Here is a 13,924-nt window from a genome sequence, read left to right as displayed (position 1 = left end):
CAAGCCTGGACGCCATGCTGACTTGGTTACAACGCAATTCCCTGACTTTCCCGCCCTTGGAAAAGGCCATGCGCGATCCCAATGGATTGCTGGCCGCCGGTGGCGACCTGTCCGCCGACCGCCTGGTGCAGGCTTACCGACACGGCTGTTTTCCATGGTTTTCCGAGGGCCAGCCAATCCTCTGGTGGTCGCCGGATCCGCGCACCGTTCTGTTTCCCGACGAACTGCATGTCTCGCGCAGCCTCGGCAAGCTGCTGCGCAAGCAACGCTACCAGGTGACCTTTGATCGGGATTTCGCAGCCGTGATTCGCGCCTGCGCCGCGCCCCGGGACTACGCCGACGGCACCTGGATCACCGAAGCCATGCAAGACGCCTACCTCGAACTGCACCGCCGCGGCTTCGCCCACTCGGTCGAGGTCTGGGATGAGGGACAACTGGTCGGCGGCCTGTATGGCCTGGCGATGGGTCAGCTGTTTTTTGGTGAATCGATGTTCAGCCGCGCCGACAACGCCTCCAAATATGGCTTTGCCACGCTGGTGCAGCATCTGAAAGAGGCGGGATTCGTTCTGATTGATTGCCAGATGCCGACCGATCATCTGCACAGCCTCGGCGCCCGGGCGATCCCCCGCCACGAATTCGCCAACTACCTGGCCCGCCACCTGGATCAATCCAGTCGCGCCACCTGGGTTTGCTGAGCGACTTTTGCGCGCGTGGCTTACACTTAATTCACCAGCTTATCCCGAGGGTTGATCATGACCGAGTTGGCGCGCTTGAAGTTCTATGCCACTCAGCCTCATTCCTGCAGTTATCTGCCCGAGGAGCAGGCGACGACGCTGTTTCTCGACCCGAGTCAGCCCATGGATGTGCACGTCTACGCAGACCTGTCGGAAATGGGCTTTCGCCGCAGCGGCGACCATCTGTATCGGCCCCATTGCCAGAATTGCAATGCGTGCGTGCCTGCACGCATCCCGGTGGCACAGTTCAACCCCAACCGCCAGCAGAAACGCATTTTCAAGCGCAATGCCGATCTGCAGGTGCGCCCGGTGAAACCGCATTTCAGCGAAGAATATTTCGACCTGTACCAGCGCTATATCGAACAGCGACACGCCGACGGCGACATGTACCCGCCAAGCCGCGACCAGTTCTCGACCTTTCTGGTGCGCGACCTGCCTTTCTCGCGCTTCTATGAATTTCGACTCGACGGACGGTTACTCGCCGTTGCTGTGACCGATCTGCTGCCCAACGGCTTGTCGGCGGTCTACACCTTTTACGAACCTGACGAGGAGCGCCGCAGCCTGGGGCGCTTCGCGATCCTGTGGCAAATCGCCGAAAGCCAGCGCCTGGGGCTGGAAGCGGTGTATCTCGGATACTGGATCAAGAACTGCAAAAAGATGAACTACAAGACCCAATATCGCCCCATCGAATTGCTGATCAATCAGCGCTGGGTAATCCTGAACTAATCGCAAGCCCTAAACCCCTTGGCTTGAACCCCCTTTTTCGGGCACAATGCACGCCGCTTTTGCCTGGCGCAGTTGCACCGGGCCATTCATTGGACACCGAGGGCTTTACTGCATGTCGAAAGAAGACAGCTTCGAAATGGAAGGCACTGTCGTCGACACCCTGCCCAACACCATGTTTCGTGTGGAGTTGGAAAATGGGCACGTCGTAACCGCGCATATCTCCGGCAAGATGCGCAAGAACTACATTCGTATTCTTACCGGTGACAAAGTGCGCGTCGAGCTGACGCCCTATGACTTGAGCAAAGGGCGCATCACTTACCGCGCTCGCTAATCAAGTCAATACAAGACGCCCGGTTTATGCCGGGCGTTTTTGTTTGTCTGGGATTTGGTTTTTTTGTTTTGCGGGCATATCCGTTGCTGCGGTGATGGCTCCTGGCGGTTTCGCTCTTACAGCGAGTCACCTTTTCCAAACGCCGAAAAGGTAACCCAAAAGGCTTTGCCCCGGCGTACGGCACTTCGCTGAGGCTCAGTGTTCCCTCGCTACGGTGCCCATCCGGGGGCATCGCCTACGGTTTGCTTCGCTGCACCTCCTCTCGATGCATGCGGCTTCGCCGCACGGCGCTGCGCGCCTACCCCCCGGATGGACACCTACGCTCGGCCTGCCGAAGGGGCTGAAGATCAAAAGCCAGGTCAAGAGCCAAAGCCAAAGCCAAAGCCAAAGCCAAAGCCAAAGCAGATCAAAAGATCACAGCCTTCGGCAGTTCCTACAGGGGATTGGATGTATTCAGTTAAAAATTTGGTCGGCTGTCAGGCCGCCATCGCTGGCAAGCCAGCTCCCACAACTTTACTCGTGCACACCCCATGCGGCGAAGCCGCCCTACTCAACACGATGAGCGTTAGCTCGAGTACCGCTCTTGATCTGAGGGCCCGTCGGCAGGCTGAGTGGAGGGGTTTATCCGGGGGTGGGAGCGCAGCGACCGTTTGGCGCAGCCAAACACAGCGAGAGGAGGTGCAGCGAAGCAAACCGTAGGCGCTGCCCCCCGGATGAATCCCGGAGCGAAGGAACCCGAGCCTAAGCGAGGGCCGAACGTCAGGGTAAAGCCTTTTTGGTTACTTTTGAGGCGCTTGTCAAAAGTGACCCGCCGTAAGGGCGGAACCCTAAGCAGCCGTTACCGCAGCAACGGATATACACCCAAAAACATCAGACAACAAAAAGGCGCCCGAAGGCGCCCTCTTGTTTTACAGCCGTCAGGCCATCTCCGCCGTAGTCTCGAAGTCAAACGTCAACTCACCATCCTTGATGTCGATGTGCACCACACCGCCATGCTCGGCCAGCTCGCCAAACAGAATCTCCTCCGCCAGCGGGCGCTTGATCTTGTCCTGGATCAGACGCGCCATCGGACGTGCGCCCATCGCCGAGTCATAACCACCCGCCGCCAGCCAGCTACGCGCGGCATCAGTGACCTCAAGCAGCACACGCTTGTCTTCCAGTTGCGCCTGCAGTTCGGTAAGGAACTTGTCCACCACACTTTTGATGACCTCATGACTGAGGCGACCAAACTGGATAATGGTGTCCAGACGGTTACGGAACTCCGGCGTGAAGCTCTTCTTGATCACTTCCATCGCATCGGACGAGTGGTCCTGATGAGTGAAGCCGATCGAAGCCCGCGCTGCCGTCTCGGCGCCGGCGTTGGTGGTCATGATGATGATCACGTTGCGGAAGTCCGCCTTGCGCCCGTTGTTGTCGGTGAGCGTGCCGTGGTCCATCACCTGCAGCAGCAGGTTGAAGACTTCCGGATGCGCCTTCTCGATTTCATCGAGCAGCAATACGCAGTGCGGTTGCTTGGTGATCGCTTCGGTCAACAGACCGCCCTGATCAAAGCCGACATAGCCCGGAGGCGCACCGATCAGACGCGATACGGTGTGACGCTCCATGTACTCGGACATGTCGAAGCGCACCAGTTCGATGCCCAGCGCCTTGGCCAGTTGCCGCGCGGCCTCGGTTTTACCGACACCGGTGGGCCCTGCGAACAGGAACGAACCGACAGGCTTGTCAGGCGACTTGAGCCCGGCACGAGACAGCTTGATCGCGGTCGACAGCGAATCAATCGCCGCGTCCTGACCAAATACCGTCAGCTTCAGGTCACGCTCCAGATTGCGCAGCAGTTCCTTGTCGGAGCTGGTGACATGCTTCGGCGGAATCCGCGCGATTTTCGCCACGATGTCTTCAACCTGTGGCACGTCAATGCGCTTCACGCGCTTGTCGGCCGGCTGCAGACGCTGGTAGGCACCCGCTTCGTCGATCACGTCGATGGCCTTGTCCGGCATGTGCCGGTCATTGATATAACGCGATGCCAGTTCAGCAGCCGCGCGCAACGACTCATCGCTGTATTCGATGTTGTGGTGCTGCTCGAAACGCCCCTTCAGGCCGCGCAGGATACCGATGGTGTCTTCCACCGACGGCTCGACGACATCGACTTTCTGGAAGCGTCGTGCCAACGCACGATCCTTCTCGAAGATGCCGCGAAATTCCTGGAACGTGGTCGAGCCGATGCAGCGGATGTCGCCAGACGACAGCAGCGGCTTGAGCAGGTTCGAGGCATCCATTACGCCACCGGACGCGGCACCCGCACCGATGATGGTGTGGATCTCGTCGATGAACAGGATCGCCTGCGGACGTTTTTTCAGTTCATTGAGCAGCGCCTTGAAGCGCTTCTCGAAATCACCGCGATACTTGGTGCCTGCAAGCAGAGCGCCGAGGTCGAGCGAATAGACGACGCTGTTGGCCAGCAGATCCGGCACCTGGTTGTCGACAATGCGCTTGGCCAAGCCTTCGGCAATCGCGGTTTTACCCACGCCCGCCTCGCCCACCAGCAGCGGATTGTTCTTGCGCCGACGCGCAAGAATCTGCGCGACACGCTCGACTTCCGTCTCACGACCGACCAGCGGATCGATCCGCCCCTGGCGTGCAAGTTCGTTGAGATTGCTGGCATAAGCGTCCAGCGGATTGCCTGAAGAAGAAGACTCACCGCCCTCGTCGTCCTGCATATCTTGTTCACCTTCAGAGTGATCGCCATGCCCCGGCACCTTGGAGATGCCATGGGCGATATAGTTGACGACATCAATGCGCGCAACGCTCTGCTGTTTCAGCAGGAACACGGCCTGACTCTCTTGCTCACTGAAGATTGCAACCAGCACGTTGGCGCCAGTCACTTCGCGTTTGCCCGAGCTCTGTACATGAAAAACAGCACGTTGCAGCACACGCTGGAAGCCCAGGGTTGGCTGGGTTTCGCGATCTTCGTCGTGGACGGGGATCAATGGCGTGGTTGAGTCGATGAACTCCTGCAGGTCGTGCTTGAGTTTGTCGAGGTTTGCGCCGCAGGCACGCAATACGGTGGCGGCAGCCTCATTGTCCAATAGGGCCAGCAGCAGGTGTTCGACGGTCATGAATTCATGACGCTTCGAACGAGCCTCCTTGAAGGCAAGATTGAGGGTGACTTCGAGCTCGCGGTTTAACATAGCTTCACCTCATACCCAAGTGGTCGGCGATTAACCGTCCTTCTCGATTTCACAGAGTAGCGGATGCTGGCTTTCCCTGGCGTACTGGTTGACCTGCATGGCCTTTGTCTCGGCGATGTCGCGGGTAAACACTCCACATACTGCCCGTCCTTCTGTGTGAACGGCCAGCATGACCTTGGTCGCCAGCTCGCGATTCAGGTTAAAAAACACCTCGAGCACTTCGACGACGAAATCCATCGGTGTGTAGTCATCGTTGAACAAAACCACCTTGTACATCGGCGGCGCCTGTAACGCAGGCTTTGCTTCCTGAACAGCAACGCCTGCCGAATCGTCGTCGTGCTCCTGTGGAAGATCCTTCTGGAGAAGCGGGCGATCCTGATTGAATGTTAGTCGAATCTGGCTGATTGCATGCATGGAAAGAAAGGTTCGTCAGTTGTGCAAATACAGTGGTGGGGGCGGCTGTACACCTTTTCAACTCCGACTGCCCGGTCACCTTGACTATCGGGAAAACGGTGTTACAACCAATAGAGCCCACAGTGGGTAAAAAAGATCCGCGGAGTCAATCTTTTTAACGGATTCGATTGCGGATGAATTGGATGATACTCCAGCGATGGAGACTGTTGCAGAGGGATTTGAGCATGGCTGTCGGCAAGGTGAAATGGTTCAACAATGCCAAGGGGTTCGGTTTCATTAACACCGACTCCCGCGAGGGGAAGGACGAGGATGGCAAGGAAATCGATTTCTTTGCCCATTACTCCGCCATTGAAATGGACGGGTACAAAACCCTTAAAGCCGGGCAAGAAGTCAAATTCGAGATCGTGCAAGGGCCCAAAGGCCTGCACGCCACAAAAATTCAGAATGTCGAGGCCGCAAAAGATAGTGCCTCGACAGCCGCTCATCACCAATCCGTGACCAGCTGAAGCCAACCGGACACCTGCCAGAAAACAAACCGCCCGGCTCGATCACTCGAGCCGGGCGGTTTTGTTGCAACTGCCTTTCTTACATGTGCTTGACGATCGCTTCACCGAAGCCCGAAGAAGACACCAGCGTGGCGCCTTCCATCAGACGTTCGAAGTCGTAAGTCACGGTCTTGGCCTTGATGGCGCCATTGGTGCCCTTGATGATCAGGTCAGCCGCTTCGGTCCAGCCCAGATGACGCAGCATCATCTCGGCCGACAGAATCACCGAGCCCGGGTTGACCTGGTCCTTGCCGGCGTACTTCGGCGCGGTACCGTGGGTCGCCTCGAACATCGCCACGGTATCCGACAGGTTGGCACCCGGCGCGATACCGATACCGCCCACTTCAGCCGCCAGGGCATCGGAGAGGTAGTCACCGTTGAGGTTCAGCGTGGCGATCACATCGTATTCGGCCGGACGCAGCAGGATCTGCTGGAGCATGGCGTCGGCAATGGCATCCTTGACGATGACCTCACGGCCGGTTTTCGGGTTCTTGAATTTCATCCATGGGCCGCCATCGAGCAGCTCGGCGCCGAATTCTTCCTTCGCCACCTCGTAACCCCAGTCCTTGAAGGCACCTTCGGTGAATTTCATGATGTTGCCCTTGTGCACGATGGTCAGCGACTTGCGGTCGTTGTCCACCACGTATTGCAAGGCCTTACGCACCAGACGTTTGGTGCCTTCCTTGGAAACAGGCTTGATGCCGATACCGCAATCCTGGTCAAAACGGATCTTGGTGACGCCCATTTCTTCTTTCAGAAACTTGATGACTTTGGTGGCCTCAGGAGAGCCGGCCTTCCATTCGATGCCGGCATAGATGTCTTCGGAGTTCTCGCGGAAGATCACCATGTCGACGTCGCCAGGCTTTTTCACCGGGCTCGGCACGCCTTCGAACCACACCACAGGGCGCAGGCAGACATAGAGATCGAGCTGCTGGCGCAGGGCCACGTTGAGGGAGCGGATGCCGCCACCGACCGGGGTGGTCAGCGGGCCCTTGATGGAGACCACGTAATCCTTGACGGCGTCCAGGGTTTCCTGGGGCAGCCAGGTATCCTGGTCATAGACCTGAGTCGCTTTTTCGCCAGCATAAACCTCCATCCAGGAAATCTTGCGCTTGCCCCCGTAGGCCTTGGCCACGGCAGCATCAACCACTTTGATCATCACCGGGCTGACGTCGACGCCAATGCCGTCACCTTCAATGAAGGGGATGATCGGGTTATCAGGAACATTGAGAGAATGGTCTGCATTGACGGTGATTTTGTCGCCGACGGCTGGAACCTGAATCTTCTTGTAACCCATGCTGAACTCCATTGTTTGGATTGAACATCTGGCTTGGTTCGAGCGTAACCCAGTTAAATCAACACGCAAACCCTCTGTTCACGACGCGGGCACATCTGGTTTCGTACAAGCCTGAAAGCAAAGGGAAAAGCGCCAAACTCAAGCATTCCCGGCGACTCTACGCCCCACCCCGCCCTGCGACCTTTAGACCAATGGACGAGACCGGTTGCATATGAACCATCGGCAGATTGCCAGCTACCTATGTATAATGCCGCCCGCTGACCAAAGGGTCACGACGGCTGGCCTCTCTAGCACGAGACTTTCCGCCTGATTGGTCGGGTTGTTACCGCAGCCTGACTGCTTGACGCTCAACGATGCACCCAACATCACCGCGAAGATTCTCGACATTCGGTTCATGGATGACTTTGAACGAACGCGCTTACCCGGCGCCCCTCGAGTTTCTGCGCACGCTTTAGCAAAGAAGAGAGAGTTAATCCGAATATGCCCACCCGCTCGAAGATCATCTATACCTTCACCGACGAAGCTCCAGCCCTCGCCACCTATTCCCTGCTGCCGATCATCGAGGCTTACACCGCCTCGGCCGATATCGCCGTGGAAACCCGCGATATCTCTCTTGCAGCACGCATCCTGGCCAGCTTCCCCGAGCAACTGGGCGACAAAGCCGTAGCCGACCACCTCGCCGAACTGGGCGCCCTGGCCGTTACGCCTGAAGCCAACATCATCAAGCTGCCGAACATCAGTGCTTCGGTACCTCAGCTGCAAGCGGCAATCAAAGAGCTGCAAGCCCAGGGTTACAACCTGCCGGACTACCCGGAAACCGTGACCAACGACGCCGAAAAAGAAGCCAAGGCGCGTTACGACAAGGTCAAGGGCAGCGCCGTGAACCCGGTTCTGCGTGAAGGCAACTCCGACCGCCGCGCTCCGCTGTCGGTCAAGAACTATGCGCGCAAGCACCCGCACAAAATGGGCGCCTGGGCCAAAGACTCCAAGTCCCACGTCGCTCACATGAGCACCGGCGATTTCTACGGCAGCGAAAAAGCTGCCCTGATCGACGCCGCTGACGCTGTGAAGATCGAACTGATCGCCAAAGATGGCACCGCGACCGTCCTGAAAGAAAAAACCAGCGTTCAGGCCGGCGAGATCCTCGACTGCGCCGTGATGAGCAAAAACGCCCTGCGCGCGTTCATCGCCGCTGAAATCGACAGCGCCAAGGCGCAAGGCGTACTGCTCTCGGTGCACCTGAAAGCGACCATGATGAAGGTCTCCGACCCGATCATGTTCGGCCAGATCGTTGCCGAGTTCTATAAAGACGCCCTGACCAAGCACGCTGACGTGCTGGCCCAGATCGGCTTCAACCTGAACAACGGCATTGGCGATCTGTACGCGCGCATCAAGGCCCTGCCGGCCGAGCAGCAAGCGCAGATCGAAGCCGATATCGCCGCGGTCTACGCCGCGCGTCCGTCGCTGGCGATGGTCAACTCCGACAAGGGCATCACCAACCTGCACGTGCCGAGCGACGTCATCGTCGACGCCTCGATGCCGGCGATGATCCGTGACTCCGGCAAGATGTGGGGCACCGACGGTCAACTGCACGACACCAAGGCAGTGATCCCGGATCGTTGCTACGCCACCATCTACCAGGCCGTGATCGAAGATTGCAAAGCCAACGGTGCGTTCGATCCGACCACCATGGGCAGCGTGCCAAACGTTGGCCTGATGGCGAAGAAAGCCGAAGAGTACGGCTCGCACGACAAGACGTTCCAGATCAAGGCTGACGGCGTGGTTCGCGTCACCGACAGCAAGGGCAACCTGCTGATGGAACAGGCTGTTGAAGCCGGCGACATCTTCCGCATGTGCCAGACCAAAGACGCGCCGATTCAGGACTGGGTCAAACTGGCCGTCAACCGCGCTCGCGCCAGCAGCACCCCGGCGATCTTCTGGCTCGACCCGATGCGCGCCCACGACGGCGTGGTCATCGAGAAGGTTCAGGCGTACCTGAAAGATCACGACACCAGCGGCCTGGACATCCAGATCATGGCGCCGGTCGATGCCATGAAGTACACCCTGCAGCGCACCCGCGAAGGCAAGGACACCATTTCGGTGACCGGCAACGTCCTGCGCGACTACCTGACCGACCTGTTCCCGATCATGGAACTGGGCACCAGCGCCAAGATGCTGTCGATCGTGCCGCTGATGAACGGCGGTGGCCTGTTCGAAACCGGCGCTGGCGGTTCGGCACCGAAGCACGTGCAGCAACTGGTCGAAGAAAACTTCCTGCGCTGGGATTCGCTGGGCGAATTCCTCGCGCTGGCAGCGTCCCTCGAGCATTTGGGTGTGAACTACAACAACCCGAAAGCACTGGTTCTGTCCAAGACCCTGGATCAGGCCACTGGCCAGTTCCTCGACAACAACAAGTCGCCATCGCGCAAAGTCGGCAACATCGACAACCGCGGCAGCCACTTCTACCTGGCGCTGTACTGGGCTCAGGCCCTGGCCGCCCAGACCGAAGACGCTGCACTGCAAGCGCAGTTCGCGACGCTGGCCAAAACCCTGACCGAGAACGAGGCGACCATCGTTGCCGAACTCAACGCCGTGCAGGGCAAGCCAGTGGACATCGGTGGTTACTACCACGCCGACGCCGAGCTGATCAGCAAGGCCATGCGCCCAAGCGCAACCTTCAACGCGGCGATTGCTGCGCTGGTTTAAGGTTGTAAGGGAACATCACAAACCCCGGCCCTGTGCCGGGGTTTGTGTTTCCAAACACAACACGAAACCCTGTGGGAGCTGGCTTGCCAGCGATAGCGGTGGATCAGGCACTTTCAATGGTGAATGATAAGCCGCCATCGCTGGCAAGCCAGCTCCCACAGTGAATCGGTTAAACCTGGATATTGAGGAAGGTTTTATGGAATGGCTCCCCCACATCACCGTCGCCACCATCGTCGAAGACAATGGCCGCTTCCTGATGGTCGAAGAACACAAGGCCGGGCGTAACGTGCTCAACCAGCCCGCCGGCCATCTCGACCCGGACGAAACCCTGATTGACGCCGCCATCCGCGAAACCCTTGAGGAAACCGGCTGGGACGTCGAACCCACCGGTGTGATCGGGATTTACCTGTACACCGCGCCGAGCAACGGCGTGACCTACCAGCGCGTATGCTTCAGCGCCAAAGCGGTGAAACACCACCCGGACTATCAACTGGACGACGGCATCGTCGGCGCCAAGTGGTTGACCCGTAGCGAATTAATCGCTCAGCGCGACAACTGGCGCAGCGAGCTGATCATCCGCTGCATCGACGACTATCTGGCCGGCCATCACTTCAGTCTGGAACTGATCCGCCCTTCTCTTTAGCCTTGAGGCCGTGAGCCTGCTAGAATCGCGTCCTTTTTCAAGACACTCATTGAATCCCTATGCGTGATCCAGCCCCTTCTGACACATCCAAGAAGCGCGTCATTGTCGGCATGTCCGGCGGCGTGGACTCTTCCGTTTCCGCTCTCCTGCTGATCGAGCAGGGTTACGAGGTGGAAGGCCTGTTCATGAAGAACTGGGAAGAAGACGACGGAACGGAATACTGCACCGCCATGGATGACCTGGCGGATGCCCAGGCCGTGTGCGACAAGATCGGCATCAAGCTGCACACCGCGAACTTCGCCGCCGAGTACTGGGACAACGTGTTCGAGCACTTCCTCGCCGAATACAAGGCCGGTCGCACGCCGAACCCGGACATCCTGTGCAACCGCGAGATCAAGTTCAAGGCATTCCTCGACTACGCCATGATGCTTGGTGCCGACCTGATTGCCACCGGCCACTACGTGCGCCGTCGTGACATCGATGGCCGCACCGAACTGCTCAAGGGCCTCGATCCGAACAAGGACCAGAGCTATTTCCTGCACGCCGTCGGCGGCGAACAGATCGCCAAGACCCTGTTCCCGGTCGGTGAACTGGAAAAGCCCGAAGTGCGTGCGATTGCCGAGAAATACGAGCTGGCGACCGCCAAGAAGAAGGATTCCACCGGAATCTGCTTCATCGGCGAACGACGCTTCAGCGATTTCCTCAAGCAATACCTGCCGGCGCAACCGGGCGAGATCAAGACCACCGAAGGCGAAGTCATCGGCCGTCACCACGGCTTGATGTACCACACCATCGGTCAGCGTCAGGGCTTGGGTATTGGCGGCCTGAAAGATGCCGGCGACGAGCCGTGGTACGTGTTGCGCAAGGATCTGGACACCAACGAGTTGATCGTCGGTCAGGGCAACAACCATCCGTGGCTGTTCTCCAGCGCCCTGCTCGCCTCGGAAATCTATTGGGTCAACCCGATCGACCTGAGCCAGCCACTGCGCCTCACCGCCAAAGTGCGTTATCGCCAGAGCGACCAGGCTTGCACCCTGGAAAAAACCGCCAGCGGCTATCGCGCCGTGTTCGACGAGCCGCAGCGCGCTGTCACCCCGGGCCAGTCCGTGGTGTTCTACGACGGTGAAATCTGCCTCGGCGGCGGCGTGATCGAAGTTGCCGAGCCGTGGAGCGGCCAGGCATGAGCCCGACTCAGGAGCAACTGACGGCGCTGGGCGGCGTGTTTCTCGCCGCCGTGCTGGTCGACCGGATCGCCAAGACCGGGCAGACCAGCGAGGCCGGCCTGAGCTGCATGCTCGGCAGCCTGCTGGTACGCGACCCGAAGGACACACTGGATGTGTACGGCGGCGACGACCTCAATCTGCGCGAAGGCTACCGTGCATTGATCGGCGCTCTTGAGCGCGACCCCAGCACCCTGCAGCGCGAGCCGCTGCGCTACGCCCTGTCGATGCTCGGCCTTGAGCGGCAATTGGCCAAACGAGACGACATGCTCGACACCATCGGCAAGCGCTTGCCGCAGATCCAGTCACAGGTCGAACATTTCGGCCCGGCCCACGAAAACGTGATCGCCGCTTGCGGTGCGCTGTATCAGGACACCTTGAGCACACTGCGCCAGCGGATTCAGGTGCATGGCGACATGCGCAACCTGCAACAACCGAGCAATGCCTCGAAAATCCGCGCTCTGCTGCTGGCCGGCATCCGTTCGGCGCGCCTGTGGCGACAGCTCGGCGGCCACCGCTGGCAGTTGGTGATCAGCCGGCGCAAGCTGCTCAAAGAGCTGTATCCGTTGATGCGCAGCGAGTAAATCGTCGCGCGATAAAAGTTTTGTAGTCTGTAGCGCGTAATACGCCGGTCAGTTGGCAACGGACCGGCGGATTTTTTCATGTATGATACGCGCCCCATTTCGTTGCCCGACTGTCCGAGAACACCCCATGCAGCTCTCTTCGCTCACTGCGGTTTCCCCTGTTGACGGCCGCTACGCCGGCAAAACCCAGGCCCTGCGCCCGATTTTCAGCGAGTACGGCCTGATCCGTGCCCGCGTCCTGGTTGAAGTGCGCTGGCTCCAGCGCCTGGCCGCCCACGCCGGTATCCCGGAAGTGCCCGCCTTCTCCGCCGAGGCCAACGCCGTTCTGAATGAACTGGCTGAAAACTTCTCGCTGGAGCACGCCGAGCGCGTCAAAGAGATCGAGCGCACCACCAACCACGACGTCAAGGCGATCGAATACCTGCTCAAAGAGCAGGCGGCCAAACTGCCGGAGCTGGCCAAGGTCAGCGAGTTCATTCACTTTGCCTGCACCAGTGAAGACATCAACAACCTGTCCCACGCCCTGATGCTGCGCGAAGGCCGTGACGACGTGATGCTGCCGCTGATGCGCCAGACTGCCAACGCCATCCGCGAACTGGCGATCCGTTTCGCCGACGTGCCGATGCTGTCGCGCACTCACGGCCAGCCGGCCTCCCCAACCACACTGGGCAAAGAGCTGGCGAACGTGGTTTACCGCCTCGAGCGTCAGATCGCTCAAGTCGCTGCCGTGCCGCTGCTGGGCAAGATCAACGGTGCCGTGGGCAACTACAATGCGCACCTGTCGGCCTACCCGCAGATCGACTGGGAAGCCAACGCCCGTGCGTTCATCGAAGACGAGCTGGGCCTGGGCTTCAACCCGTACACCACACAGATCGAACCGCACGACTACATCGCCGAGCTGTTTGACGCCATTGCGCGCTTCAACACCATCCTGATCGACTTTGACCGTGACATCTGGGGCTACATCTCCCTGGGTTACTTCAAGCAGCGCACCATCGCTGGCGAAATCGGTTCGTCGACCATGCCGCACAAGGTCAACCCGATCGACTTCGAAAACTCCGAAGGCAACCTGGGCATCGCCAACGCACTGTTCCAGCACCTGGCGAGCAAGCTGCCGATCTCCCGCTGGCAGCGCGACCTGACCGACTCCACCGTACTGCGCAACCTCGGCGTGGGCTTCGCTCACAGCGTGATTGCCTACGAAGCCAGCCTCAAAGGCATCAGCAAACTCGAGCTCAACGCCGACAAGATTGCTGCAGATCTGGACGCTTGCTGGGAAGTATTGGCCGAGCCGATCCAGACCGTGATGCGCCGCTACAACATCGAAAACCCGTACGAGAAGCTGAAAGAACTGACCCGCGGCAAGGGCATCAGCCCTGAAGCGCTGCAGACTTTCATCGACGGCCTGGACATGCCAGCCGAAGCGAAAGCCGAGCTGAAACAGCTGACCCCGGCCAACTACATCGGTAACGCTGTAGCGCAAGCCAGACGCATCTGATTCACCGCTTGACCCGTTTGAGACGCCCGGCCGCGCCG

At 59.2% G+C, this 13,924-nt stretch carries 12 protein-coding genes; 9 read left to right on the top strand and 3 right to left on the bottom strand.

The window, feature by feature from the left end; all coding sequences use genetic code 11:
* The first annotated feature begins 14 nt into the window (after nt 1-14).
* From aat to infA, 3 genes are all read left to right on the top strand, one after another.
* Nucleotides 15-695, top strand: a complete 681-nt coding sequence (gene aat, locus GTQ41_RS10675; protein WP_047295111.1) for a leucyl/phenylalanyl-tRNA--protein transferase — start codon at nt 15-17, stop codon at nt 693-695.
* 57 nt (nt 696-752) lie between these two features.
* Nucleotides 753-1,460 (top strand): arginyltransferase, encoded by a 708-nt coding sequence (locus GTQ41_RS10670; RefSeq protein ID WP_041074211.1) that lies wholly within the window; start codon nt 753-755, stop codon nt 1,458-1,460.
* Nucleotides 1,461-1,572: 112 nt separating this feature from the next.
* Complete coding sequence (gene infA, locus GTQ41_RS10665; RefSeq protein WP_002553999.1) at nt 1,573-1,791, top strand: translation initiation factor IF-1; 219 nt, start codon at nt 1,573-1,575, stop codon at nt 1,789-1,791.
* Nucleotides 1,792-2,708: 917 nt separating this feature from the next.
* On the opposite strand, the gene clpA is transcribed toward infA, so the two are convergent.
* A complete protein-coding gene (gene clpA / locus GTQ41_RS10660; RefSeq protein ID WP_041073244.1) occupies nt 2,709-4,979 on the bottom strand; it encodes an ATP-dependent Clp protease ATP-binding subunit ClpA in 2,271 nt (756 codons plus the stop codon).
* A 30-nt stretch (nt 4,980-5,009) separates the two neighbouring features.
* The gene (clpS, locus tag GTQ41_RS10655) at nt 5,010-5,393 is read right to left on the bottom strand and encodes an ATP-dependent Clp protease adapter ClpS (protein WP_011334948.1); all 384 of its coding nucleotides are present in this window, start codon (nt 5,391-5,393) and stop codon (nt 5,010-5,012) included.
* 224 nt (nt 5,394-5,617) lie between these two features.
* Between clpS and GTQ41_RS10650 the strand changes: the two genes are divergently transcribed.
* Nucleotides 5,618-5,899, top strand: a complete 282-nt coding sequence (locus GTQ41_RS10650; RefSeq protein ID WP_047292037.1) for a cold shock domain-containing protein — start codon at nt 5,618-5,620, stop codon at nt 5,897-5,899.
* Nucleotides 5,900-5,978: 79 nt separating this feature from the next.
* Here GTQ41_RS10650 and icd read toward each other — a convergent pair whose 3' ends face one another.
* Nucleotides 5,979-7,235 (bottom strand): NADP-dependent isocitrate dehydrogenase, encoded by a 1,257-nt coding sequence (gene icd, locus GTQ41_RS10645; RefSeq protein WP_041073239.1) that lies wholly within the window; start codon nt 7,233-7,235, stop codon nt 5,979-5,981.
* Nucleotides 7,236-7,715: 480 nt separating this feature from the next.
* Between icd and GTQ41_RS10640 the strand changes: the two genes are divergently transcribed.
* From GTQ41_RS10640 to purB, 5 genes are all read left to right on the top strand, one after another.
* Entirely contained in the window at nt 7,716-9,941 is a 2,226-nt protein-coding gene (locus tag GTQ41_RS10640; protein ID WP_041073238.1) for an NADP-dependent isocitrate dehydrogenase, read from the top strand.
* A 196-nt stretch (nt 9,942-10,137) separates the two neighbouring features.
* A complete protein-coding gene (locus GTQ41_RS10635; protein WP_041073236.1) occupies nt 10,138-10,584 on the top strand; it encodes an NUDIX hydrolase in 447 nt (148 codons plus the stop codon).
* 59 nt (nt 10,585-10,643) lie between these two features.
* On the top strand, nt 10,644-11,768 hold the full coding sequence (gene mnmA, locus GTQ41_RS10630) for a tRNA 2-thiouridine(34) synthase MnmA (RefSeq protein WP_003223826.1): 1,125 nt from the start codon (nt 10,644-10,646) through the stop codon (nt 11,766-11,768).
* Complete coding sequence (gene hflD, locus GTQ41_RS10625; RefSeq protein WP_003223824.1) at nt 11,765-12,388, top strand: high frequency lysogenization protein HflD; 624 nt, start codon at nt 11,765-11,767, stop codon at nt 12,386-12,388. The genes mnmA and hflD overlap by 4 nt, the downstream gene beginning before the upstream one ends.
* 127 nt (nt 12,389-12,515) lie before the next feature.
* The gene (gene purB / locus GTQ41_RS10620; RefSeq protein ID WP_047291732.1) at nt 12,516-13,886 is read left to right on the top strand and encodes an adenylosuccinate lyase; all 1,371 of its coding nucleotides are present in this window, start codon (nt 12,516-12,518) and stop codon (nt 13,884-13,886) included.
* The last annotated feature ends 38 nt before the right edge of the window (nt 13,887-13,924 follow it).

Source organism: Pseudomonas sp. AN-B15 (assembly GCF_019056475.1).
GTDB lineage: Bacteria > Pseudomonadota > Gammaproteobacteria > Pseudomonadales > Pseudomonadaceae > Aquipseudomonas > Aquipseudomonas parakoreensis.
The sequence above is the reverse complement of the archived record's forward strand: the minus strand, read 5'-3'. Positions and strand labels throughout refer to the sequence as shown.